The sequence below is a fragment of the Paenibacillus sp. FSL L8-0708 genome (assembly GCF_038009325.1).
Classification (GTDB): domain Bacteria; phylum Bacillota; class Bacilli; order Paenibacillales; family Paenibacillaceae; genus Paenibacillus_AQ; species Paenibacillus_AQ odorifer.
Genome location: NZ_JBBPBC010000001.1, coordinates 4,489,375 through 4,514,498, shown reverse-complemented (window position 1 = coordinate 4,514,498; position 25,124 = coordinate 4,489,375). Strand labels below are relative to the sequence as shown.

Annotated in this window: 19 protein-coding genes; 15 read left to right on the top strand and 4 right to left on the bottom strand. The window is 44.3% G+C overall.

The window, feature by feature from the left end; translation table 11 throughout:
* Positions 1–210: 210 nt before the first annotated feature.
* On the bottom strand, positions 211–1,098 hold the full coding sequence (locus NYE58_RS21725) for a fructose bisphosphate aldolase (protein ID WP_341003007.1): 888 nt from the start codon (positions 1,096–1,098) through the stop codon (positions 211–213).
* 1,744 nt (positions 1,099–2,842) lie between these two features.
* On the opposite strand from NYE58_RS21725, the gene zwf reads away from it, so the two are divergent.
* From zwf to NYE58_RS21710, 3 genes are all read left to right on the top strand, one after another.
* A complete protein-coding gene (gene zwf / locus NYE58_RS21720; protein ID WP_076278115.1) occupies positions 2,843–4,378 on the top strand; it encodes a glucose-6-phosphate dehydrogenase in 1,536 nt (511 codons plus the stop codon).
* Between the two features lie 71 nt (positions 4,379–4,449).
* Complete coding sequence (gene gnd, locus NYE58_RS21715; protein ID WP_036688068.1) at positions 4,450–5,343, top strand: phosphogluconate dehydrogenase (NAD(+)-dependent, decarboxylating); 894 nt, start codon at positions 4,450–4,452, stop codon at positions 5,341–5,343.
* Between the two features lie 183 nt (positions 5,344–5,526).
* Positions 5,527–6,168, top strand: coding sequence for a class I SAM-dependent methyltransferase (locus tag NYE58_RS21710; protein WP_076219346.1), 642 nt, complete (start codon positions 5,527–5,529; stop codon positions 6,166–6,168).
* Between the two features lie 84 nt (positions 6,169–6,252).
* On the opposite strand, the gene NYE58_RS21705 is transcribed toward NYE58_RS21710, so the two are convergent.
* On the bottom strand, positions 6,253–7,008 hold the full coding sequence (locus NYE58_RS21705) for a DeoR/GlpR family DNA-binding transcription regulator (RefSeq protein WP_076100077.1): 756 nt from the start codon (positions 7,006–7,008) through the stop codon (positions 6,253–6,255).
* A gap of 358 nt (positions 7,009–7,366) precedes the next feature.
* Between NYE58_RS21705 and NYE58_RS21700 the strand changes: the two genes are divergently transcribed.
* From NYE58_RS21700 to NYE58_RS21655, 10 genes are all read left to right on the top strand, one after another.
* The gene (locus NYE58_RS21700) at positions 7,367–8,518 is read left to right on the top strand and encodes an iron-containing alcohol dehydrogenase (RefSeq protein WP_076219347.1); all 1,152 of its coding nucleotides are present in this window, start codon (positions 7,367–7,369) and stop codon (positions 8,516–8,518) included.
* Between the two features lie 27 nt (positions 8,519–8,545).
* Entirely contained in the window at positions 8,546–10,012 is a 1,467-nt protein-coding gene (rhaB, locus tag NYE58_RS21695) for a rhamnulokinase (protein ID WP_076278116.1), read from the top strand.
* Positions 10,013–10,050: 38 nt separating this feature from the next.
* Complete coding sequence (gene rhaA, locus NYE58_RS21690) at positions 10,051–11,307, top strand: L-rhamnose isomerase (RefSeq protein WP_341003006.1); 1,257 nt, start codon at positions 10,051–10,053, stop codon at positions 11,305–11,307.
* A gap of 43 nt (positions 11,308–11,350) precedes the next feature.
* A complete protein-coding gene (gene rhaD, locus NYE58_RS21685; protein ID WP_036688060.1) occupies positions 11,351–12,196 on the top strand; it encodes a rhamnulose-1-phosphate aldolase in 846 nt (281 codons plus the stop codon).
* A 148-nt stretch (positions 12,197–12,344) separates the two neighbouring features.
* Positions 12,345–13,439 (top strand): NADH:flavin oxidoreductase, encoded by a 1,095-nt coding sequence (locus NYE58_RS21680; protein ID WP_341003004.1) that lies wholly within the window; start codon positions 12,345–12,347, stop codon positions 13,437–13,439.
* Positions 13,440–13,712: 273 nt separating this feature from the next.
* On the top strand, positions 13,713–15,299 hold the full coding sequence (miaB, locus tag NYE58_RS21675) for a tRNA (N6-isopentenyl adenosine(37)-C2)-methylthiotransferase MiaB (protein WP_038571650.1): 1,587 nt from the start codon (positions 13,713–13,715) through the stop codon (positions 15,297–15,299).
* A 25-nt stretch (positions 15,300–15,324) separates the two neighbouring features.
* Positions 15,325–15,774 (top strand): RicAFT regulatory complex protein RicA family protein, encoded by a 450-nt coding sequence (locus tag NYE58_RS21670; RefSeq protein WP_076128288.1) that lies wholly within the window; start codon positions 15,325–15,327, stop codon positions 15,772–15,774.
* Between the two features lie 242 nt (positions 15,775–16,016).
* Complete coding sequence (locus tag NYE58_RS21665; protein WP_036688055.1) at positions 16,017–16,787, top strand: NUDIX domain-containing protein; 771 nt, start codon at positions 16,017–16,019, stop codon at positions 16,785–16,787.
* A gap of 29 nt (positions 16,788–16,816) precedes the next feature.
* A complete protein-coding gene (locus NYE58_RS21660; RefSeq protein WP_076194688.1) occupies positions 16,817–17,356 on the top strand; it encodes a cysteine hydrolase family protein in 540 nt (179 codons plus the stop codon).
* A 51-nt stretch (positions 17,357–17,407) separates the two neighbouring features.
* Positions 17,408–18,859, top strand: a complete 1,452-nt coding sequence (locus tag NYE58_RS21655) for a nicotinate phosphoribosyltransferase (RefSeq protein WP_076194691.1) — start codon at positions 17,408–17,410, stop codon at positions 18,857–18,859.
* 228 nt (positions 18,860–19,087) lie between these two features.
* Here NYE58_RS21655 and NYE58_RS21650 read toward each other — a convergent pair whose 3' ends face one another.
* Positions 19,088–19,864, bottom strand: a complete 777-nt coding sequence (locus NYE58_RS21650) for a hypothetical protein (RefSeq protein ID WP_341003003.1) — start codon at positions 19,862–19,864, stop codon at positions 19,088–19,090.
* A 20-nt stretch (positions 19,865–19,884) separates the two neighbouring features.
* Positions 19,885–21,228 carry an amino acid permease gene (locus tag NYE58_RS21645; RefSeq protein ID WP_076277243.1) on the bottom strand — a complete coding sequence of 448 codons (1,344 nt, stop codon included), beginning with the start codon at positions 21,226–21,228 and terminating at the stop codon, positions 19,885–19,887.
* 322 nt (positions 21,229–21,550) lie between these two features.
* On the opposite strand from NYE58_RS21645, the gene NYE58_RS21640 reads away from it, so the two are divergent.
* Positions 21,551–22,561: a 2-oxoacid:acceptor oxidoreductase family protein gene (locus NYE58_RS21640; protein WP_038571642.1), complete on the top strand. Its 1,011-nt coding sequence runs from the start codon at positions 21,551–21,553 to the stop codon at positions 22,559–22,561.
* Positions 22,562–22,586: 25 nt separating this feature from the next.
* Positions 22,587–24,893, top strand: coding sequence for a thiamine pyrophosphate-dependent enzyme (locus tag NYE58_RS21635; RefSeq protein ID WP_076128294.1), 2,307 nt, complete (start codon positions 22,587–22,589; stop codon positions 24,891–24,893).
* Positions 24,894–25,124: the final 231 nt, after the last annotated feature.

Below are 25,124 nucleotides of genomic sequence, written 5' to 3'. Positions count from 1 at the left end.
TAGCTACAGGTGTGGTCCTTAGATAAGATGTAAGGGACTTTAACAAACCCATTGCATGCTTGTGTGGGCTGAATGAGTAGACAGAATGGCGTTTAATATGAAAATTCTAGACTTTAAAAGTAAATTCTCATCATAAAAAAGAGCTGCTACCCAGCAGGGATCACCTGTCAGGGAAACAGCTCTTTTTATGTGCTGGTTTAAATGAGGATCTTATTTAATAGAGGCTGCATAAATCGCTTCTACAGATTTGGAGAGGAGCGCGTTAAACTCTTTTTCTGACTGCCCAGCACCTAGTCCCTGTGATAACGCACGTGAGAAGCTGGCGATCAGTCCTTGATTATGGGCGAGCTTATCGTTGGCCTCTGCTTGTGTGTAACCGCCGGACAAAGCGACAATTCGCAAAACATGAGGATTCTCCATTAATTCACGGTAGAAATTATTCTCCGTTGGGATGGAGAGCTTAAGCATGACCTTCACGTCTTTGCCCAGCGTAGACAATTGGGCCGATAGTTCTTCTTTTAGCAGCTTCTCTGAAGCCGTTTTATCAGCACTGTGGATATCAACTTCTGGTTCGATAATAGGAACGAGTCCCGCTGCTAAAATCTGCTTGCCGATTTCAAACTGCTGTTCAACCACCTTTTTGATACCGGAAGGATTAGCCTCTTTAATCACCGAGCGCATTTTTGTACCGAAGATGTTACGTTCGTTGGCCCGCTTCAGAAGATCACTCAAGCCGGGAATAGGCTTCATTAGTTGTACTCCGTCTTCAGGGTCGGCAAGACCTTTATCGATTTTCAGGAAAGGCACAATCCCTTTTTTCTCCCATAGAAAATCGGCAGTATATTGCCCGTCTATGGAACGATCCATTGTGTTCTCAAATAAGATTGCACCCAGTATATGCTTTGAATCAAATGCAGGGCTCTTGATAATGCGCGTTCTCATCTCGTGAACCAACCCATACATTTGATCTTCATTAGAGTAACTGTCCTCTGCAACACCATATTGCAGCAGCGCTTTTGGTGTACTGCCACCACTTTGATCCAAGGCAGCTATAAATCCCTGTCCCGTCCGAATTCTTTCCCATTGCTCCATATTCATGAAAATTCTCCTTCCCTTCGTGAACTGAATGAAAATTTATATGTTCATTAACTATAACACTTAATGTACCGGCTCTAAACAAATGGTATTGTAAACTTGGCTGGTAACTAGTCTATTGTGAGGTGGTTTGAATCTGCGTTATAAGGACTTCCGGATCTAATTGATCCATGGGGATGACGAGGTATCTACGTGTAAGGTCTCCTGAGTCCGATCCCTAGATGGTGCAGACTTGCAATCTTAGCAAACGAGAACGAATCGACGTTTGAGGTCACCTGAGTCCGGACTAGCCAAGATTGATGATACTACAGCATCGTTCGGACTGTATTGCAGCTATTTAGATTTTTTGGAGCATTATTCAGAAGTATCGGACCGCATAGCTCTTATTACCAAGTATTTGCTCCAAAGAGGGGTGGATTTGGTTCAATAGCTGCATCTGAGTCCGATAGCATGGCGAAATGGGCTAAATCTGCGAAATAACGTCTCCTGAGTCCGAACCCATAGTTAGTGTGGACATACAGCCTAGGTTGACGAGTAAGCATCGTCGTATAATGTCAGCTGAGTCCGGACTAGCAAGATTGAAGATACTACATCATCGTTCGGACTGTATTGCAGCTATTTAGTGTTTTTGAAGCATTATTCAGAAGTATCGGACCGCATAGCTCTTATTACCAAGTATTTGCTCCAAAGAGGAGTACATTGGGTCGAATAGTTGCATCTGAGTCCGATAACATGGCGAAATGACCAAAATCTGTGAAATAGCGTCTCCTGAGTCCGGACCGTCGATGGCGAGGACGTGTAGCCACCGCAGACGAGTAAGAATCGACGTTTGAGGCCACCTGAGTCCGATCCCCTCCATGGTCTGGACATGCAGCCACCGCAGACGAGTGAGAATCGACGAATAAGGTCTGTTAGGTCCGATCTCGCAGCAGTCGGAGATGCGGGTAAACATAAATGTTACTCCAAACTGAAACTAAAGACGCTCTATGCGAACTTTTAAGCGATCCCCCAAAGCGCACACTTAGCAAACTACACTCACAGGGTACTCTTAGCAAACTTCAAGACATTCACAGGGTACACCTAGCAAACTTCAGGACAATCCCAATGGTTCACCTAGCAAACTCAAGACATTCACAGGGTACTCTTAGCAACATTAACCTATCCCCAATGGTACTCTTTGCAAACGTCATCTCATCCCCAATCGTTCTCTTCACAGACTCCAAGTCACTCCAATGTGCTCAGCAAAAATTCCTTTGAAGTATTCTCAAGTAATATTCCTCGAAGCAGTCACTTTTTATGCTTAATTCCCAAACTTGGAATCAAATCGCATAGTCTTCATCAAGGCGCGCGAGACCAAACCACTCTATTACTTAAAGTTAGTTTGAAACACAGGGGAAGGATGAGCTTATTTAAGCGACTGGGAATTTTGTTTATGTTGTAAACAGCTTTGGATGAAGAATTTTAAATCAGAGTGTGTAAAGTCAGAACGCCAAAAGCCATGCTGGGAGCGGGTTGTTATCTTATTTGCAGATTATTTCCTAGTAAATTAATACGAATAATCCAATAAGATAATTGGTGTGACATTAATCATAATTACCAATTCGAAGCTTTGTGAAAATAATAACTTTTCGTAAATGTCGAAATGAGGTTGACGAATAAAAATATCAGTCGTATGATTGATTCTACTGAGTATGCTAGTAATTAAAAGTAAGTTAATAAATAATATATAATAGCGGGAGGAATGAAAGTGGAATCATCAACATTTGTGCTTTTTGGCGCTACAGGAGATTTAGCAAAACGTAAAATCTATCCTGCACTATATAACCTCTTTTTAGATGGTCAAATTTCAGGTCCTCTCTCAGTGATTGGATTAGGAAGAAGAGAAGTTTCAACTGAAGCTTTCCGTAAGCAAGTCCTGCAATCTTTGCAGACATTTTCTAGACAGCCGGCAGTAGAATCTCCACAGTTGCAGGTTTTCTTGGAAGCTTTTGAATATAGTGTTCTAGATGTAGGTAATACAGAGGATTATTTGAAGCTCCTGGAGCATGTTAAACGTCGTGAGCAATTTTTTAACATTCCGGAGAATCGGATGTTCTATTTATCGGTGGGTCCTGAGTTTTTCAAGGAAATTGCCGCCAATATTCACTCCAGTGGTCTGGGATCTACGAAGGGCTGGAAGCGTCTGATAATTGAAAAGCCTTTTGGTACAGACTTGCAAACAGCAAGAGAGTTAAATGACAGCTTGAATGCCGTATTTACTGAAGAGGAGATTTTCCGAATTGACCACTTCTTGGGTAAACCGATGGTTCAGAATCTGGAAGTTCTAAAATATTCAAATCCTGTGCTTAGAGCACTGTGGAAAAATCGGTATATCGCAAATGTGCAAATTACGGCGAGTGAGATTGTTGGCGTTGAAGAACGGGCAGGCTATTATGATAAAGCTGGGGCACTTCGTGATATGTTCCAGAACCATATGCTGCAATTGCTCATGATGATGGCGATGCAGCTTCCAAAAGGCAGTACACCTGAAGAGATCCGTGGGAAGAAAAGATATGTCATGGAGCGTCTCATTCCGCTAAGTAAAGACGAAGTTAATCAATATGTTGTCCGCGGACAATATGCTGAAGGTGAAATTAAAGGTAAATCTGTTGCAGGCTACTTAGATGAACCAGGAATTAGCCAATCCTCACAAAATGAGACGTTTATTGCAGCGCGTTTGTTTATAGATGATCCATTGTGGAATGAAGTTCCGTTCTATATCCGTACTGGCAAGAGAATGAAAGAGAAATCAACAAGAATTGTTATAGAATTTAAAGAACCGTTTAATGATAACAATAACAAAAATAAAGGAAATGACGTTCCAAATCTACTCATCATCGAGATCGGTCCGAATGAAGCCATTACGCTTCAGTTGAATACGAAGGATCAGTTGCAAAAAGGGAAACTTGAACCTGTCCTCGCTACTTATGAAGCCGGAACTTCAGACGTACCAGAAGCTTACGAAAATCTGATCTTTGATGCACTTCGTGGTGACGCCACTTTCTTCGCTCATTGGAAAGAAGTCGAGCTGTCATGGCAATGGGTTACACCAATCCAGGAAGCTATGGAAGAGGGGCTAATGCCACTTCATACCTATGCTTCAGGTTCTTATGGTCCAGATGCGGCTATGGAGCTTTTGGGTGAAGACCGCTGGTGGTTTGATGATACAGATCAGGAGTCAGATCTTCTCGACGCTCAAGCAGAAGTTGCAGCAGCGCAGGAATCTATACGGCCAGGGGCTTAAGCCCCTGCCTGTTTTTTTTGCCAATTTAGCTAAAATACATCACAAGAATCTATAAATCGGAGGGAATTTACATGAAAGTAGGATTAGTTGGGTTAGGAAAAATGGGTTTTAATTTGGGTCAAAATTTGCTGGATCATGGACATGAGGTTGTTGCTTTTGATCTGAATGCACCTGCTGTAGAAGAAATGAAAGCTAAAGGCGCTAGTGGAGCAGTAACGCTTCCAGAATTGGTACAGCAATTGGAAACACCAAGAATCATTTGGATCATGGTTCCGCATCAGGTCGTTGATTCTGTAATCGCTGAACTTACTCCACAGTTGTCTAAAGGTGATATCGTTATTGAAGCAGGAAACTCGCATTATAAGGAATCGATTCGTCGGTATGAGGAATTGAAGGAGCACGGAATTCACTTTATGGATGCAGGTACCTCTGGCGGTATGGAAGGGGCGCGTAATGGCGCTTGTTACATGGTTGGCGGAGATCCCGAAGCTTGGGAAGTTGTGGAGCCTATTTTCCGTGATACAGCTGTAGAAAGCGGCTTTTTATATGCTGGTAAAGCAGGTAGCGGCCATTTTCTAAAAATGGTGCATAACGGTATCGAATACGGCATGATGGCTGCTATCGGTGAAGGTTTTGAGGTTCTGGAAAAGAGTGAATTTGACTACAACTTTGAGGAAGTAGCTCGGGTGTGGAATCACGGCTCTGTTATCCGTTCGTGGCTGATGGAACTTGTGGAACGCGCCTTCTCGAAGGATGCTAAACTAGATGAGATCAAGGGCATTATGCATTCGTCTGGTGAAGGCAGATGGACGCTTGAAACCGCCTTTGATTTACAAGCGGCGACTCCGGTTATCGCAATGGCGTTATTGATGCGTTACCGTTCCCTTGAGACCGACACATTCACTGGCAAAGTAGTTGCTGCACTGCGGAACGAATTCGGCGGACACGCTGTGGAAACTAAATAAGATTGGCCGACTCTGAATTGAGTGTTTACAAGCTCGAATTTCCCGCAATTTATGTTGCGGAGAAATTTGGGCTTTTTATTTTAAGGGGAATAGATAATGGGAAGTATAGTTGGAGTACGAATTTAATGCAGTTTACATATTTTAGGGGTAGAAGGGTAAGTTAGGAAGCAAGGGGGAGATTTCATGCAAAGTGGAATTCGTGAGCGACTTCATTTTCTAAAAAAATTTCTGCATGCGCCCCGACAATATGGTAGTGTGACTCCCAGTTCACATTGGCTGGCCCAGACGTTGCTTGATCCAGTGCCTTGGAACCAAGTGCATTCTATGGCTGAATTGGGTGCTGGGACTGGTGCAATCACAAGGTTTATTCCGCGTGGAGAAAAGACCGGTATGAATGTTCTTTTATTTGAAATAGATCCTGATTTTCGCAGTCAATTAAGAGAGGAGTTCCCCGGATGTTTCTGCAACAATGATTGTCTCCGGCTGCGTCTTGCGCTTCATAACAGCAGTCTGGAGAAGCTGGATTGTATCGTGAGTAGTTTGTCTTTGATGAATTTCTCGAAGCCAGACCGCACTAGGTTTATGGAACAGATCATTTCTTCTTTAAAAGAAGGAGGGTGGTTTATAACCTATGAATATTTTCCGCGGATGAAAACAGAGTTGAGCCAGCATTTTGAGATCCTACACACGAAGTGGGTGCTGCTGAATTTTCCACCAGCGCTTGTATATATTTGCAGGAAAAAAACCACAACGCAAGTGCAACGCGAAAATCCCAAATCAACAGTCAACGTAGTCCCAATCTCTCAGGTTTATACAAAAAGATAATCATCTCCATACAACAAATGCCGTCACCCATTACTCATTGGGGAACGGCATTTTTAATTGGGCACCGAAGGCGTTTGAGTCCGATTAATAGAGAAGCTCAATATTCTCTTTGTTCAGGCGCTTCAACCAAACCTCAGAAGGCTGGCGGTCTGTGATCAAAAAGTCGATTTGGCCAAGCTCGATCAGCTTCGTAAAGGCGGTCTTATCGAATTTGGTGTGATCGGCCAGGAGTATGACCTTGTTAGCTTGACGTAGCATATATTTCTTGAGCTCACACTCCGGTTCATTAGAATCTGTGATGCCTCGCTCCATATCTATTCCTTTACAACTGATAACCGCAGTGTCCACATTGTATCTTTGAATGGTGTCATGTGCTACAGGACCCACGAGTGACATGGATCGGTAACGTAAAGAACCTCCGGTAGAGATGATATCCATCCCAGAATTCGAGAACTCATGCAAAATATTAATCGAGTTCGTAATAATGGTCAGATTGTTTTTATTGCCAAGCAGTTTTAGAAACTCAAAGGCTGTGGAGCTAGGATCCACCATTAACGTATCTCCATCATTGATTAAATCTAGCGCCTTAAGGGCGATTCCCCGTTTGATATCTGTATTCAGCGCATTGCGTGTAACAAAAGGCAAATCCTCGTTCGTGTGACGATTCAGCATGGCCCCGCCATAGGTTCGGCTTAGAATGCCATCCTTCTCCAGCTTCTCCAAGTCTCTGCGTATCGTCTCTTCTGTAACTTCAAACATCCGGCTTAGATCAGAGACTAATACTCGTTTATCCTGATGAACAAGATCAATTATTTTTTTGCGTCTTTCAGCTGCAAGCATAGGGATCACCTTTCCGAAATCTTTATATTCCTTAATCATAGCTCCAAATATCTGTGTTTTGCAATAAAAAACAACGTAAAATCATGTTTGTTTTCCAATAATATTCACAAAACGGATATAAAACAAATAAAAACAACATTAATAATATTTAAAATGTTGACAACAAAGATTTGGAGGCATACGATGAAGGAGAAAATAAGTCCTGTAGTGGTAATTAGATTTGAAAGATACCAGAGCCGGCCCAGTTGCGATTCAGAGGCCAGCCTGAGGCGCTGCAGCCGGAATACTACGCTCTAGCTTGCAGAGTTGTGTGTAAAACTTTGGTGTTGATAAATTAACTTTAGGAGGCTGGTCAAGCATGAGCACGCATGTGTATTATGTTCCATCGATCAATATTATGGGCAAGGGATGCTTGCAGGAGATTGGTCCATACATCCAAGAGCTTAAATTAAAAAAGGCGCTTGTTGTTACGGACAAATTCCTTATGAAAAGTGGCATTGCTGGTAAATTGCTGACGGTATTGGACGAAGCGGGGATTGAATATGCCATCTATGATGAAGTGAAACCCAATCCGACCTGTAAAAATGTCCACGATGGCGTTGATTATCTCAAAGCGCAGAATTGTGATTATCTGATTTCCATTGGCGGTGGATCACCACAGGATACTGCCAAAGCCATTGGTATCATTGCCACAAATGGCGGTCATATCAAAGAATATGAAGGTGTACACAAGTCTAAGCATAAATCACTGCCGATTGTCGCCGTGAATACCACTGCTGGTACTTCGGCTGAAGTGACCATTAACTATGTAATCACAGACGAAGAACGCAAAGTGAAGATGGTTATGGTAGATAAGAACAGCCTTGCGACGATTTCAGTCAACGATCCTGAGCTTATGGTTGATAAACCCGCTGCACTTACCGCGGCCACGGGTATGGATGCATTGACTCATGCGATTGAAGCGCTGGTGACGCCGGGAGCATATCCGGTAACCGATGCTACGGCACTAGCCGCAGTGGAGCTTATTTTTGCTAACCTGGCTCGTACTGTGAAGAATGGCCATGATATCGAAGCGCGTGAACAGATGGTATACGCGATATTCCTTGGCGGTTTGGCTTTCAATAATGCGGGGCTTGGTTATGTGCATGCGATGGCGCATCAGCTGGGCGGCGTATACGATCTGCCGCACGGCGTATGTAACGCGATGCTGCTGCCTTTTGTGGAAGAAGAAAATGCCAAATATGTGCCTGAGAAATTCAGATCCATTGCTAAAGCGATTGGACTTAATGTAGAGAACCAAACGGATAAACAATGCGCAGATTTCGTAATTGAGTCGATCAAGGCGTTGTCTAAAGAAGTAGGGATTCCAGCCAAATTATCCGAGCTTGGTGTAGAAGAAGTAGATCTTGATCTTCTGGCTGAAAATTCGATGAAGGATGCTTGTGCACCAGGGAACCCTTTTATTCCTACTAAAGAAGAAGTTATTACACTGTTCAAAAAAATATTATAAATCACCCCTTATCATAGGAGATTGTTTATGAATAATCACATCGCCGTTGACATCGGTGCCTCAAGTGGGCGGCTGGTGCGCGGAATATTGCAAGAAGGTATTCTTTCCTTAGAAGAGCTTCATCGCTTTAGCAATAGCTTTACGGAACAAGAGGGTTCCTGTTTCTGGGATATTGATTATTTAGTAGAGCAGATTATGATCGGGCTTCGGAAGGCTAAAACCGATGGAATTACTACCTGTACGCTCGGTATTGATACATGGGGTGTAGATTATGTGCTGGTAGATGCGGACGGGAATCGTGTTCAGGAAGTATACGCCTACCGGGACCGCAGAACGGATCTGGCTGTGGATCAGGTGGCACAGCAGCTTTCACCACAAACCGTCTATGAAAAGACAGGAATCCAGCAGTTATCCATCAATACCTTGAATCAGTTATATGTTCATAAAGAAGAAGAGCTAGCGCAAGCGGATCAGATTTTACTTGTACCAGATTATCTATATTACCGACTGACTGGCCGCAGAATCAACGAGGTTACGATTGCATCTACAACACAGCTGTTGAATCTGGAAAGCCGGGATTTTGACGATGACCTATTAGAATTTTTGAATATCAGGAAAGATCAATTTGCAAAGTTAACTGAGCCTGGTGTAGTGGTTGGTCCTCTTGACGAAGCTTTAATCCAACAATATGACCTGCCTGAATGCCAGCTGATCTGTGTGGCATCCCATGATACGGCTTCTGCAGTGCTAGGTGCTCCACTTCAAGAAGGCTCAGCTTATATCAGCAGTGGAACTTGGTCTTTACTCGGTGTAGAAAGAACGGAGCCTCTAAATTCTCTAAAAGCCATGCAGGCTAACTACACCAATGAGTGGGGAGCCTACGGAACTTATAGATTCCTCAAAAATGTAATGGGCTTATGGCTTATTCAAGAGGTTCGCAGATTACTGAACAATTGCTATAGTTTTGCGGAACTTGCAGAGCTTGCACAGGGAGAAGAGGGGTTTCGCAGCCTGATCCCTTGTAATGCACCAAGGTTTCTTAATCCATCCAACATGATAGAAGAAATCCGCAGTGCCTGTATGGAGAGTGAGCAGCCCGTTCCGGAGACACCTGGACAGTTAGCACGTTGTGTTTTTGACAGCTTGGCGTTATCCTATCTAACTTATTTGGAAGAGTTGGAGGAGCTGACAGAACGTCGGATCGAGGGATTGCAAATTGTCGGCGGCGGGGCGAACAATCGGCTTTTATGCCAACTAACCGCTGACGTTATCGGCAGGGAAGTAAAGGCTGGACCAACGGAAGCGACTGCTCTAGGAAATATAGTAGTGCAGATGATTAGCACAGATTCCATTGCAGACATAACTGAGGCAAGAGCTATTATCGAACAATCTTTTGAAATAACATCATACATTCCGCAGCCGATCAAGCATTTTGATAACATTCTAAATCGCTGGAGAAGCCTTCATCTGTCCAAGGTGAATGAGCTTATCTAAGCGAAACAGACTTGCACTAATTTAGGAGGATAAACAGCATGGATCAGAGCATTATCACTAGTTATAACGAAGCCAAAAAACTATACGCAGCCCACGGTATTGATGTGGATAAAGTGCTGGAGCGACTCGCGCAAATTAAAATTTCCATACATTGCTGGCAGGGTGATGATGTAAAAGGTTTTCTTTTTAAGGAAAAAGAACTAAGCGGGGGCATTGCGGTAACGGGAAGTTATCCGGGCCGGGCGGGTACACCAGATGAACTACGTCAAGATTTAGAAAAGGCGTTATCTCTTATTCCTGGTAAACATAAGGTTAACCTGCATGCTATTTACGCAGATACAGATGAACCTGTAGATTTGGATGAACTAGAGCCACGACATTTTCAATCCTGGGTGGATTGGGCGAAGGAGCAGGGCTTAGGGCTTGATTTTAACCCTACTTGTTTCTCACATCCGAAAGCAGCCGATGGATTCACTCTCAGTCATTCGGACGCGGAGATTCGGAATTTCTGGATCAGACACTGTAAAGCTTCACGTACGATCGCTGAGCATTTTGGGCGGGAGCTGGGTCAGCCTTGTGTGACGAATTTTTGGATTCCAGACGGATATAAAGATACGCCAGTAGATCGGCTAGCTCCGAGAGTACGTTTAAAAGAGTCGCTGGATGAGATTTTTAGTCAGGAAATAGATACGCTTTATAATATGGATGCCTTGGAAAGTAAACTGTTTGGAATTGGTTCTGAAAGCTATGTGGTTGGCTCTCATGAATTCTATATGGGTTATGGTTTAACAAATGGAAAAGCGATCTGTTTGGATGCGGGACATTTTCATCCTACAGAAGTGATTTCGAATAAATTATCTTCGATTCTGATGTTCAGTGAGCAGCTGCTGCTGCATGTCAGCAGACCTGTCCGCTGGGACAGTGACCATGTGGTAACAATGGATGATGAGCTGCTGGAAATCGCCCGTGAATTGGTTCGCGGGGATTTACTTCCTCGTACGAATATTGGATTGGATTTCTTTGATGGCAGTATCAATCATCTCGCGGCATGGGTCATTGGCACCCGCAACACTATTAAGGCGTTGCTGCGTGCGATGCTGGAACCAGTGGAAGAACTTAAGCAAATCGAGCGGTCCGGGGATTATACTTCACGTCTTGCTCTGGTAGAAGAGTTCAAATCGTATCCGTTTGGAGCGGTCTGGGATTACTACTGTGCATCACAAGGTACACCGGTGCGTGAGCAATGGCTTACTGAAGTGAAAAATTATGAACAAGACGTTTTGTCTTTAAGATAGAAGTGGATACGGAGAGCAGCAAATACAAAGGAGAGAATAGACTATGAGTACATCCTTGTTAGAATCAAAAGGTTATATTGCCAGCAGTGAAGCTCCATTTATTCAGGAAATGTCAGAGATCACCCGTCATATGTGGGAGCTTGGCTGGGATGAACTGAATGGTGGGAATGTCAGCTATTTGCTGGATGAGAACGAGGTGGCTAAGTATATTAATGTACTGGAGCCGTTGCGCACGATCAAACTCACCTTTCCGGTAAAAGAATTAGCAGGCAAGTATTTTATCGTAACAGGTTCAGGCAAATATTTCAGAAATGTGATTAAAGACCCTGAAGCGAATTTGGGAGTGTTAAGAGTTAGCGGCAATGGCGAAAGTGTGGAAGTATTGTGGGGATTGCGGAATGGTGCAGTTCCTACGAGTGAGCTCGCTTCGCATTTTATGAGTCATATTGAACGTCTGAAAGTAGATCCCACACACCGTATCGTGCTGCATACACATGCTACAAATGTTATCGCGATGACCTTCACGCATGATCTGGACGAACTGAAGTTTACCAAAACGTTATGGGAAATGTGCACAGAGTGCCTTGTTGTTTTCCCTGATGGCGTCAGTGTTATTCCGTGGATTGTTCCGGGCAGCAGTGAAATCGGCCGTGAGACTGCCAAAAAAATGAAGGATCACCGTTTAGTCATCTGGCCGCAGCATGGGATTTTTGGCACTGGCTCCACCATGGATGCTACCTTTGGTCTAGTAGAAACGGTTGAAAAGGCTGCGACGATCTACAACCTGATTGGCGGTAGAGAAATCAAACAAAAGATCACAGACCAACAGCTATGGGATTTAGCTAAAGCATTTGGAGTTACCCCTAAAGCGGGGATTCTTGAAGTCTAGAGAGTCATTATAATTTGGTGAAACCGGGCAATCGTAGATTCTGCGAGGTCCGGTTTTTGTTGTCTTTTTCTTAAAATTTGCATTTCCCATCTTTTGGGTAGATAATAAGCTTACTTAAAGTAATCAATTAATAAATTGGAGGTAACATATGAATACAGAGCAACTATTTTTACCTTTTCAAGTGGGGAATCTTTCGCTGTCGAACCGATTTGTAATGGCGCCGATGACACGCGCGCAGTCTCCGAAGGGTGTGCCGGGAAGCAATGTTGCCGCTTATTATCGTAGACGTGCGGAGGGTGGAGTGGGATTAATTGTTACTGAGGGTACTGCGATAAATCATCCAGCGGCTGTCAGTCACCAAGATATTCCTAATATATATGAAGAAGCATCTTTAGAAGGCTGGAAGAAGGTTGTGGAAGAGGTTCACGCAGCTGGCGGCAAGATCATCCCGCAGCTTTGGCATGTGGGGATGGCGCGTACAATCGGCGAGTATCCTAACGTTGAAGCCCTTCCTGTAGGCCCTTCGGGTCTGAATTTAGCAGGTGAGCCGGTGACAGAGCCGCTGACCACAGAAGAGGTTGAAAGTTTAGTAACAGCCTTCGCTCAAGCGGCGGCAAATGCCAAAAGCGTTGGCTTTGATGGCATCGAGCTGCATGGCGCTCACGGGTATCTGATAGACCAGTTCTTCTGGGATAGAACGAATAAACGTACCGATCGTTACGGTGGCGATTGGGTAGGAAGAACAACATTCGCTGTCGAGATCATTAAAGCATGCCGTCAAGCGGTTGGACCAGACTTCCCAATCGTGCTGCGCTTTTCCCAGTGGAAGCTGGGGGCGTATGATGAGAAGATGGCGAAGACTCCAGAAGAACTTGCAAGTTTCCTGGCCCCGCTTAGCGAAGCGGGTGTAGATATCTTTCATTGCTCGACCCGACGCTTCAGTCAACCTGAATTTGCTGGTTCTGATCTTAATTTAGCTGGGTGGACTAAGAAGCTTACCGGGAAGCCGTGTATTACAGTAGGCTCTATTGGCCTGCAAAGCGATTTCTTCGAGGAAGATAAAGCTCAGAAGCCTGAGGATAATATTGATGAGTTAACTGAAAGGTTTGATCGGGAGGAGTTTGATTTGGTTGCAGTGGGCAGAGCGCTTATTAGCGATCCGGCTTGGCCTGCCAAAGTACAGAGTGGAGCGATAGACGAAATCATCCCATTTACTCCTGAAGCAACGAATACGCTTTACTAAAACTAGCAGAATATACAATGACTATTTTTTTAGGTAAGAGGTTGTGTAACTGTTTCAAGAGGAGTGTATCTGCTTATAATAGTAGCATACCCCCCTTAATATGATAGAACTTGACCCTGCCAAACGTTGGCGGGGTATTTTTTTGTCGATATGCAACGCTTCATTACATCATTAATAGACCGGGCACTTCTATGTTAGGCCAGCATTATGTTATAATTTTAAATTAGCAAAGTATAAAAATAATTGTTGAACAATAGAGGACGTGAAAACAGCATGACAAAGGGGAACCATAACTCACCGGACTTAAAATCCGGCAAGGGTTCTAAGGATTATTCGAAATATTTTGATTTTAGTGATGCAAAGGTAATTAGTGAAGAGGAAGGTAAGGTTACTTACCGGATTAAAGGAAGAAATGTGCAAATTAATAGCCAGCCTGACTATAAAGAAGGAAAACGGCGCGGCAAGGAAGAAATAGAAGTGCATTATGATTTCGAGATTCCTGAAGAGATGCAGAATTTCGGAGTGGGCAAATATTATCATATAACGACTTATGGCTGCCAAATGAATGAGCATGACACGGAAACGATGAAGGGCCTATTGGAACAGATGGGCTACCGCAGTGTCGCTGACCGGAATGACGCGGATCTCATTTTGCTGAATACTTGTGCGATTCGGGAGAACGCCGAGGATAAGGTATTTGGAGAGCTAGGACATCTTAAGAACCTGAAGATCGAGAAGCCGGGTCTGTTGTTAGGGGTATGCGGTTGCATGTCCCAAGAGGAAGGCGTAGTCAACCGGATTATGTCAAAGCATGGCTTCGTGGATATGATCTTCGGTACGCATAATATTCACAGGTTGCCACACCTCATTAAAGAAGCGGTATTTAGTAAAGAGCTTGTGGTTGAGGTATGGTCCAAAGAAGGCGACATTATTGAGAACTTGCCGAAGAAGCGGGAAGGCATGCGCGCTTGGGTGAACATTATGTATGGTTGTGATAAGTTCTGCACGTATTGCATCGTACCGTTTACACGCGGTAAAGAACGCAGTCGTCGTCCAGAGGACGTTATCGCTGAGGTGAGAGAGCTTGCGCGCCAAGGCTTCAAGGAAGTAACGCTATTGGGGCAGAACGTAAATGCTTACGGTAAAGATTTTACGGATATTGATTACACCTTCGGTAACCTGATGGATGATATGCGTCTGATTGATATTCCACGCATTCGCTTCATGACATCGCATCCACGAGATTTTGACGATAAATTGATTGAGGTTTTAGGCAAAGGCGGCAACTTGGTGGAGCATATCCATCTGCCGGTTCAATCGGGAAGTACTGCTGTTCTTAAGAAAATGAGCCGTAAATATACCCGGGAAGCTTATCTGGAATTAGTACGCAAGATTAAGATAAGTGTGCCGAATGCTGTATTAAGTACCGATATTATCGTTGGTTTCCCTGGGGAGACTGATGAGCAATTTGAAGATACCCTATCGCTTGTGCGTGAGGTTGGGTATGATATGGCATATACGTTCATTTATTCTCCACGTGAGGGCACACCAGCAGCGGCGATGGAAGATAATGTACCGATGTCGGTGAAGAGTGAACGTCTGCAAAGATTAAATGATCTCATCAAAGAGAACAGCCGGATCATTAATGACCGGATGCTGGGTGAAGTTGTAGAGGTGCTGGTTGAAGGGGAGAGTAAGAATAACTCCGAAGTCCTTTCCGGCCGTTCCCGCGCTAACAAGCTGGTCCATTTTGAAGGTCCTAAGGAGCTTATCGGCACATTTGTAAACGTGAGAATTACAGATACCAAAACATGGTACATTAAAGGGGATATTGTGGTGGAGGCCGCAGCTGTTCATTAATCACATACGAATGGGGAGATGACTAATGAGTACAGAAGAACAACAGTTGAATAAATATGGAATGAAAACTTATAATACCCGTGATCTGATCGTTCGCGAGGATATTATGGGCAAAGCTAAAGAACTAGCATCATTAATCTCAACCAGTGAAGAGGTACGCCATTTTCAGCAGGCTGAGCAAAAAATTCTTAATCACGAGCGTGTGCAAGGACTGATTGCGACCATTAAGAAAAAACAAAAAGAAATCGTGGCCTTCGAAAGCTTCAATAATAAAGATATGGTCGCCAAAATTGAACGTGAAATTGAAGTGCTGCAAGATGAGATCGACGGTATTCCAGTCGTGAACGAATTTCAGCAAAGCCAGAGCGACATTAATTATTTGCTTCAGCTGGTAATTTCCGTGATTAGAGATACCGTTTCGGAAAAAATAAATGTGGAAGCCGGCACTGAAGCGCCTCCGACCACATGCGGATAACCCACACTCAGTTCAGGGGGCGGATGCAGATCCGTCCCTTTATTTCAATATAAGAGGTAGAAGTGAAGTACATGAACATACATAATCCTTATAATTCAACGACAACGTCGTTTCTCATATAGTCTTTTTTGTAGGATAATGTAAAATAATGGAATTCATCTGTTGATTTATGAAGAACATGTTTGGTACATTTAAAGATACGAATAAGTAAAACTACAGCTTCGGAAAAGGATGGGGCAATTATGAGCGACAATGGGGAATTAACCTATAACGCCAAAAAATATCGTACACCGGATGGTGTTCCGGCCGACATTGTAATGTTTACACTTACCAAACGCGAGCGGAAGACGGTCACCAAGACGCTGCCTTTACGTGAGTTGAAGGTAATGTTAATTAGACGGAAAAAATGGCCATGTGCAGGCATGTGGGCTCTACCAGGCGGATTCTGTCAGGAAGATGAGTCTATATATGATGCTGCAACTCGTGAGCTGAAAGAAGAGACCGGTGTCGATGGAGGTCACTTAGAATATCTTGGGGTTTATAGTACACCTGGCCGCGACCCTCGGGGATGGATTATCAGCCATGCCTTTTTCGCCTTAGTAGAAGAGTGGATGCTGGAGCAAAGACAAGCTTCCGACGATGCGGGTGAAGTGGGTTTATTTACGTTACAGGAAGCGTTAGAAGAACTGGAGCTCGCTTTTGACCACCATGAAATCATCAAGGATGCATACGTACGTATCCAACAGCAAATGCTGCAGACAACGATAGCAAGACAGTTTTTGCCTAGGCATTTTACGCTAAGTGAGCTTTATCAGGTGATTCAGACAGTAGTGCCGGAATTTAAAGAGCCAAATTTTATTCGTAAAATCACGTCAACACGCAGCCGTCAGGGTATATTAAAAGAAGTGAGAGATGAAGAGGGCAATGCACTCAGCTCCAATCAATACTCACAACGCCCGGCTCAGCTGTATATGTTTACAGATCACGAGCCATTGTTGTCCATTTATACGTAGTGTCTTAAATCAGGGGAGGGACGATTCTCATGAGAGCACTAATAGTAATTGACTTTACCAATGATTTTGTCGATGGGAATTTACCGGTTGGGCAGCCTGCAATCGATATCGAGCCAAGAATCAGCCAATTAACGTCTGAGTTTGTCCAAAATGGCGATTATGTTGTAATGGCTGTGGATTTACATGAAGACAATGATCCTTATCATCCCGAGAGTAAACTGTTTCCACCTCACAATGTACGAGGGACTAGAGGGCGGGAGCTTTATGGAAGTTTGAAAACTGTTTATGAAGCTGACCAGGATTCCATCTATTGGATGGACAAAACTCGATATAGCGCTTTTAGTGGAACTGATCTGGAGATTAAGCTGCGGGAACGTGGCATTACTGACCTTCATTTGATTGGCGTATGTACAGATATATGTGTTTTGCACACTGCGGTGGATGCATATAACAAAGGTTTTACTATTACTGTGCACGAAGATGCGGTCGCCAGCTTCAACGCGGATGGACATAAATGGGCACTAAATCATTTCCGGGGAAGTTTAGGAGCAGACGTTGTTAAGGCATAATACTATAAAAAACATACACATACAGCAACGTGGATATTAGGAGATGAGGACTTGAAGAGAGAACTTGCGCTACATACAGATAAATATCAGATCAATATGATGTATGCTCACTGGGTGAATGGAAGCCATAAGCGAAAAGCTGTATTTGAAGCTTATTTCCGCAAATTGCCTTTCGGAAACGGCTATGCCGTGTTCGCAGGATTAGAGCGTATCGTGGGGTACATCGGCGGCTTGCGTTTCACCGAAGATGATATCCGTTACTTGTCGGAGCAAGAAGAAAATTACGCTCCTGCTTTTTTGGAAGAATTGCTGCAATTTCATTTTCAGGGCAACGTTTATTCGATGAAAGAAGGGGCGTTGATTTTCCCGGATGAACCACTAATCCGTGTGGAAGGGACGATCATGGAAGCGCAGCTGGTGGAGACCGCTATTCTGAACTTCATGAACTACCAGACGCTAATCGCTACGAAGGCTTCCCGCATCAAGCAGGTAGCTCCGAATGATATTCTGCTGGAGTTTGGTACCCGGCGGGCACAAGAAGCGGATGCGGCGGTCTGGGGCGCTAGAGCGGCCTATATCGGCGGCTTTGATGCAACCTCCAACATGCTGGCAGGTAAAATGTTTGGCATCCCTACCAAAGGTACACATGCTCATTCTTGGGTTCAGAGCTTCAGCAGTGAGCAGGAAGCTTTTGATGCTTATGCCAAGGTGATGCCTGATGAAGTTACACTATTAGTTGATACCTTCGATACGTTGCGCAGTGGTGTGCCGAATGCGATTAGAACCGCCAAAAAGCTTGAAGCTCAAGGTAAAAAGATGATCGGTATCCGTTTAGACAGCGGTGACTTGGCCTATCTATCCCGGCAGGCACGGAATATGCTGGATGAAGCGGGGCTCGATTATGTGAAGATTGTGGCGTCCAACGATCTGGATGAGAATACAATCATGGATCTGAAGCTGCAAGGTGCAGCCATCGACACATGGGGTGTAGGCACACAATTGATTACGGCTTCGGATCAACCCTCTTTGGGTGGGGTCTATAAGCTGGTAGAAATTGAGTCCGCAACTGGAGAAATGGTACCGACAATCAAGATTTCTTCTAACCCTGAAAAAGTATCCACACCAGGCAGCAAGGACGTATTCCGGATTATCGGGAAAAATGGCAAAGCGCTAGCAGATTATATCTGCTTCCCGGAAGAGGAATCTCCACGTAACGGCGGTCGGGTGAAGCTGTTTAATCCGCTGCATCCATACATGCACAAGTATGTGGAGCGTTATGAAGCGCTGCCTATGCTTGAGCCGATTTACGTGAACGGCTTCCAGGTCTATACTTTGCCGGATCTGAATGAAGTTCGCCGTTACCATCGGGAGCAGAAGGATCTGTTCTGGCCGGAATATCTGCGTAAGCTCAATCCAGAGGTATACCGGGTGAATCTGAGTGAGAAGGTCTGGACCAGCAAGCAACAATTGATCGCGGAGCATATTCAGCCGGAGATAGAGTAGGTTTTGTAGTTTCGATGGAAAGAAGCACGGGAAGATTAGATTCCCGTGCTTTTTTGCGTTTGGGTGAAGCCGACGTTTGGGTGAAGCCGATGTTTGGATGAAGCTGATGTTTGGTGAAGCTTGCGTTTGTTAACTTTGATCGCCGCGAGTTTATTTTCTAAAAGTATATAAGAGAGCTTGTCTGCGTATATCTGATTTGGCTTTTGTTGCATTTTGTGCAACAGAACACTAGTTAAAGTATATCGACAAATTATCATACCCCCAAAAGAATAAGTACATCCCGTAGAATGAGGCGAATCCGGTGCGAGTGGGCAAATCAACGGTATAAATTCCCGCAGAATGAGGCGTATCCGGTGTGAGTAGGTAAATCAACGGTATATATACCGCAGAATGAGGCGTATCCGGTGTGAGTAGGTAAATCAACGGTATAAATCCCCTAGAATGAGGCGAATCCGGTGCGAGTAGGTAAATCAACGGTATAAATCCCGAAGAATGAGGCGCATCCGGTACGAGTGGGCAAATCAACGGTATAAAAATCCCGCAGAATGAGGCGAATCCGGTGCGATTAGGTAAATCAACGGTATAAATCCCGTAGAATGAGGCGAATCCGGTGTGAGTGAGCAAATCAACGGTATTATTCCCGTAGAATGAGGCACATCCGGTGCGAGTAGGTAAATCAATGGTATAAATCCCATAGAATGAGGCGCATCCGGTGTGAGTGAGCAAATCAACGGTATATATCCCGCAGAATGAGGCGAATCCGGTGCGAGTAGGCAAATCAACGGTATAATTCCTGCAGAATGAGGCGAATCCGGTGCGAGTAGGTAAATCAACGGTATAAATCCCGTAGAATGAGGCGAATCCGGTGCGAGTGGGCAAATCAACGGTATAAATCCCGCAGAATGAGGCGAATCCGGTGTGAGTGGGCAAATCAACGGTCCCATAAGAAAAGGTGTATCCCCGTTCTACGCAATCGCGAAGAACAATGGATACACCTTTTTTCATGTTAGTGCGAGATATATAGTTTAGTTCTTCTTCCGGAATTTAGCGAATGACCAGATGGTAAGCATCAGCAGGAAGCCCAGACATGTGCCTATGCTGATCCGGTTCTGAGTGTCGAAAAGGAAGGAAATCGTGATAATCGACAAACAGATAAGCGTCAAAATCGTAATATAAGGGAACCCCCACACTTTAAAGCTTGGCTCTTTAGGATAGGTTTTCCGCAGCTTTAGCTGTGATAGACAGATGCTGATCCATACCAAGCTTACTACGAAGCCGGGAACAGCCATCAGCAGCCGGAAAAGTCCATCCTGTGCGAAGTACGCTAACATAGAACCAACAAAAAGAACTATAGCGCAAAGTTTAAGACTGTTGATCGGCACACCTTTTGCTGAGGTCTTTGCTAAGCTACGTGGAGCTTCACCCTGTGAAGCCAAAGAGTGCAACATCCGTGTGGCGCCGTAGATACCAGAGTTAGCAGCAGAGAGCACAGCCGTAATCAGTATGAAGTTCATAACATGGTCAGCACCCTTAAGTCCTGTAGCTGCTAATACCTGCACAAAGGGGCTGGTATGCTCGTTAAGCTGATTCCAAGGAATTAACCCACAGATGATCAGAATTGGAATGGTGTAGAACAGAATAACACGTAAAATGAAGCTTTTGACAACTCTAGGCAACACTTTTTCTGCATCTTGAGTTTCTGTTAAAGTTAGTCCAATCAGCTCAGATCCGCCGTAGGAGAACATGACGACCAGAAGGGCAGAGAAGATAGGTGTCCAGCCTTGTGGGAATAATCCGCCATAATCCGTAAAATTACTTAAATAGGGGGTCCCTTCAGACATAGGCAATAGCCCAAACAATAATGCAGCTCCCAGAATAATAAAGATGATAATCATAGCTATTTTGATTCCTGCTAACCAAAACTCCGTCTCTCCATAACCGCTTACACTCATCATATTGATGCCAATAATTAAAGCACCACTTGCTAGACTCAGTAGCCATAATGGAACATCCGGTAACCAGTACTGCAAGAAGCTTCCTGCCGCCAGCACTTCGATCACGCAGACAGTCAACCACATGAAGCAATATAGCCAACCCACGATAAAGGAGAGCCGTTCTCCAAAAGCCTCGCGGATGAATTCCTTCATATTTTTGTTCGGGTATACCGTGGCCATTTCGGCAATTGCACCCATAACGACTAGTAGCAGCAAGCCTGCCAATACATAGGAGAGAACAACCCCTGGTCCAGCAATGCTTATCGTCTCAGAGCTTCCTTTAAAAATCCCCGTACCGATTACGCCGCCCATCGCCATAAAGCTGATATGCCGTGGAAGCAATTTTTTCTGTAATGATGCTTCGTTTGACTTCACATTTAATGCCTCCTAAGTAGGTTCAAAAAATTACACCAAGAATCAGTTTATCCTGAAATGGACTAGTTGAAAAGTATAAATGATACACATTTGTAGAAATAGAGGTGATTTTTCATCGGTGTGTGATATTTATCATGAAGAATGTGATGAATTTAACATCTTAATTTTTAATTTTATTGCTAAATGAAAGTAGATAAATAAGCTTAGGCAACACTTGGAAAATGCAAGATTTGTCACTTCGCGTCTTGCAAAATCAAGTTACAATCGTTGAAAAAGTCAAAAGGATATTATACTAGATGACATTCTGAAAGGGGCTATGTCGGTGGTACAGTTACCAAAAGTGAACGAGCTCGGATTTTTTGAGATTCGTCTGGAGTCAATTGGAGGGTTGGGTGCGAACCTGGCTGGTAAAATGCTTGCAGAAGCAGGTGTTGTCGGTGCTGGAATGAATGGGGTCAGCTTTTCGTCATATGGTTCGGAGAAGAAGGGATCAGCGGTAAAAGCGCATATCCGGTTTTGTGATTTGAATACGCCTATTCGTGACACGTCTCCGGTTGAGCGTCCGCATGTTGTTGGGGTATTTCACGAAGCATTAGCAAAGACAGTTAACGTAATTAGCGGAATTTATGAACATAGCACAGTATTGGTGAACTCAGCAAAATCGCCGGAGGAATTGAAATCCTCCCTGAATATGATGGCAGGAACTATTGCAGTCGTTGATGCTACAACGATCGCCTTAGATGAGAAAAACCGCGTTAATATGGCGATGCTAGGCGCGTTGTTCCGGATGTGTGATTTCTTGGACCCTGAAATTATGAAAGGCGTTATAGAGAAATCACTAGGCAAAAAATATCCACAGGCAGTACAGTCAGCGCTGACCACTTTCGACCGTGGATTTAATGAAGTTAAGTTTATGCATTTCCCACTGCCTGCGGGCGTGACAATGCCTGAGTTCGTGCGGTCTGATATTTCCGCATTGGGTTATGAAACACAGCCAATCGGCGGTACCATTACGAATCCTGGCAGCAGCTTTTTAAAGAACTTGAGCATTTCACGCTCCGGTTTGCTGCCTCATTTTAAGCAGGAGGATTGTATTCATTGTGCGCAGTGCGATACGGTGTGTCCTGATCTGTGTTTTGTTTGGGATGAGCAGCCTGATAAGAAGGGACGTCCACAAATGTTCCTGCAAGGTATTGATTATCAATACTGCAAAGGCTGTTTAAAATGTGTAGAAGCTTGTCCTACAACTGCCTTGTCTGGCGAACGTGAGGAAGAAGGCTACGCAGAGAGTCATACGGTCCGGCATATTTTTGATCTCGTTACTGAGGCCTAATTAACGGAGGAAAGGTGGAATACACGTGGCTATAGATTATGAAAAAGAAGTAGGCTCTGCTAAAGTAGAGCAGAAATTCCTATATGAATCCGGCAATGAAATGGCGGCTTATGCTGCTCATCAGATTAATTATCATGTAATGGGGTATTTTCCGATTTCTCCATCGACAGAAGTAGCGCAATTTCTTGATACGATGAAAGCGAATGGCCAGCATGATATTATGCTGATTCCGTCAGATGGCGAGCATAGCTCTGCTGGAATCTGTTATGGCGCTTCAACGGCTGGCGGACGTGTTTTTAATGCTACCAGTGCCCAAGGTTATATGTTCATGCTTGAGCAATTACCTGTACAAGCTGGTACGCGTATGCCTATGGTTATGAATCTAATCTGCCGTTCGATCTCTGGACCGCTGAATATTCACGGGGACCATTCAGATTTGTATTTTGCTTTGAATACAGGTTGGCCTATTTTAATGTGCCGGGATCCACAATCTGTTTATGATATGAACCTAATGGCATTGAAGCTTGCGGAACATGCTAAAGTTCGTCTTCCGGTAATGGTGGCTTCAGATGGATATTTCACCTCCCACCAGAAACGCCGCGTTCAAGCTTTTACTCATCGGGAGGATGTTCATAAATTTGTTGGACCACAACCTCCAACAGGCTTTACCGATACTTTAGACCGCAATAATCCGGTAACGGTTGGTCCTTATATGAACGAACCTGACTATATTAACAATCGCTATCAGCAGTCCGTAGCTATGTACAATGCGGGTGAAGTTTTTGAAGAAATTGCGAAGGAATTTGCTGAGTTAACCGGACGTCATTATCCAATGATCGAGGAATATCGGATGGAAGATGCTGAAGTAGCCGTATTCTTGATGAATTCTGCCTCTGAGATTATTAAGGATGTTGTGGATCAGCTTCGGTTGCAAGGGATCAAAGCCGGTGCAATCTCGCCGAATATGATCCGTCCTTTCCCGCAGAAGCAAATTGCTGAAGCGCTGAAAAATGTTAAAGCAATCACCGTTGGTGACCGTGCAGATTCTGTTGGCGGACATGGTGGTAACATGGTCAATGAAATCAAGGCAGCCCTGTTCACATATGGCAACACTACGACTAAAGTAATTAGCCGTATCTACGGTTTGGGTGGTAAGGACTTCTACGCAGAAGATGGTCATGCCTTTTTCCAATTAGCAATAGATGCTGTTGCTGCAGATCGAGTAGACATACCATTTGATTATTATGGCCACAATCCGGGTACACCAGATAAAGCTCCGCAACGTCTTCTGAAGCCAATGGACTTTGACTCACTGAAGACAGGGTTAATCACTGTGAAACAGGATGAAGCAACAGGCAAATTAAGCGTACGGATTCCGCCACTGCGCAGCTTGACGAAGAAACCTAAACGGCTCTCCCCAGGGCATGGTGCGTGTCCAGGTTGCGGGATTTTCTCAGGACTGGAGACTTTCTTCAAAGGGATTGAAGGGGATATCGTCGCACTTTATCATACAGGCTGTGCCATGGTAACGACTACGGGGTATCCGTATTCCTCCCATAAATCAACGTTTATCCATAATCTTTTCCAAAATGGAGCGGCTACCTTGTCCGGTGTCGTAGAGATGTTCTGGGAACGCAAACGTCGCGGTGAGCTGGATGGACTAGGGCTTAAAGAGGACTTTACGTTTGTTATGGTAACCGGAGATGGCGGTATGGACATCGGGATGGGACCGGCAATTGGAGCTGCACTGCGTGGTCACAAAATGATTATTGTAGAGTACGATAACGAGGGTTACATGAATACTGGAGCACAGCAGTCCTATTCGACACCACTGGGTCACCGTACTTCAACCTCCAGTATCGGCAAGCAGCAGCAAGGTAAAGTTACTCAGCACAAAGATACAGCACAAATTATGGCGGCTACTAACATTCCTTATGTCTTCACGGGTTCGGAGGCTTATCCGCAGGATCTGGTGAAAAAAGCGGCAAAAGCACAGTGGTACGCACAAAACGAAGGTTTGGTGTATGGTAAAATCCTGATCGCATGTCCGCTAAACTGGATGTCTGATGATAAGGAAGGCACGAACATCGTATCATTAGCTGTTGAGTCTTGCTTCTTCCCGTTATATGAAGTAGAGCATGGTTCTACGAATATCACATATAATCCTGAAGATAAGGGCAAACGTGTTGAGCTCTCAGCATGGCTGAAGACAATGGGTAAAACTCGTCATTTGTTGAAACCTGAGAATGAGCCAGCTTTACACAGCTTCGAAGAAGAAGTTGAGCGCCGTTGGAATCGTCTCAAGGCAAAACATGAACATCCTGACTTATAAGCTGTGTCTATCTCCAGTATATAAAATATGAAATAACCCGGCAGATTTGTCTGCCGGGTTTTTTTGTGATTAGGGAGCATTTGCGCGTAAGAAGCAGTTTTCGGACACCACTGACCTTAAACACAGCTTTCTTTCCCATTTGGAATTCTAACGGACTCCATAGCAGTTATCGGCCCTAAAACTCCCAAAATGAACCCTTTTTGAAGGAATAGTGTCACTGGAGTCCGCGAA

Bases quoted from the DNA above. Each gene is read 5' to 3' on its own strand.
- miaB (WP_038571650.1), top strand. From the start codon at position 13,713: ATGACAAAGGGGAACCATAACTCACCGGACTTAAAATCCGGCAAGGGT.
- NYE58_RS21680 (WP_341003004.1), top strand. From the start codon at position 12,345: ATGAATACAGAGCAACTATTTTTACCTTTTCAAGTGGGGAATCTTTCG.
- NYE58_RS21670 (WP_076128288.1), top strand. From the start codon at position 15,325: ATGAGTACAGAAGAACAACAGTTGAATAAATATGGAATGAAAACTTAT.
- rhaA (WP_341003006.1), top strand. From the start codon at position 10,051: ATGGATCAGAGCATTATCACTAGTTATAACGAAGCCAAAAAACTATAC.
- NYE58_RS21725 (WP_341003007.1), bottom strand. From the start codon at position 1,098: ATGAATATGGAGCAATGGGAAAGAATTCGGACGGGACAGGGATTTATA.
- gnd (WP_036688068.1), top strand. From the start codon at position 4,450: ATGAAAGTAGGATTAGTTGGGTTAGGAAAAATGGGTTTTAATTTGGGT.
- rhaD (WP_036688060.1), top strand. From the start codon at position 11,351: ATGAGTACATCCTTGTTAGAATCAAAAGGTTATATTGCCAGCAGTGAA.
- NYE58_RS21665 (WP_036688055.1), top strand. From the start codon at position 16,017: ATGAGCGACAATGGGGAATTAACCTATAACGCCAAAAAATATCGTACA.
- NYE58_RS21705 (WP_076100077.1), bottom strand. From the start codon at position 7,008: ATGCTTGCAGCTGAAAGACGCAAAAAAATAATTGATCTTGTTCATCAG.
- NYE58_RS21660 (WP_076194688.1), top strand. From the start codon at position 16,817: ATGAGAGCACTAATAGTAATTGACTTTACCAATGATTTTGTCGATGGG.
- NYE58_RS21650 (WP_341003003.1), bottom strand. From the start codon at position 19,864: ATGAAAAAAGGTGTATCCATTGTTCTTCGCGATTGCGTAGAACGGGGA.
- NYE58_RS21700 (WP_076219347.1), top strand. From the start codon at position 7,367: ATGAGCACGCATGTGTATTATGTTCCATCGATCAATATTATGGGCAAG.
- rhaB (WP_076278116.1), top strand. From the start codon at position 8,546: ATGAATAATCACATCGCCGTTGACATCGGTGCCTCAAGTGGGCGGCTG.
- NYE58_RS21710 (WP_076219346.1), top strand. From the start codon at position 5,527: ATGCAAAGTGGAATTCGTGAGCGACTTCATTTTCTAAAAAAATTTCTG.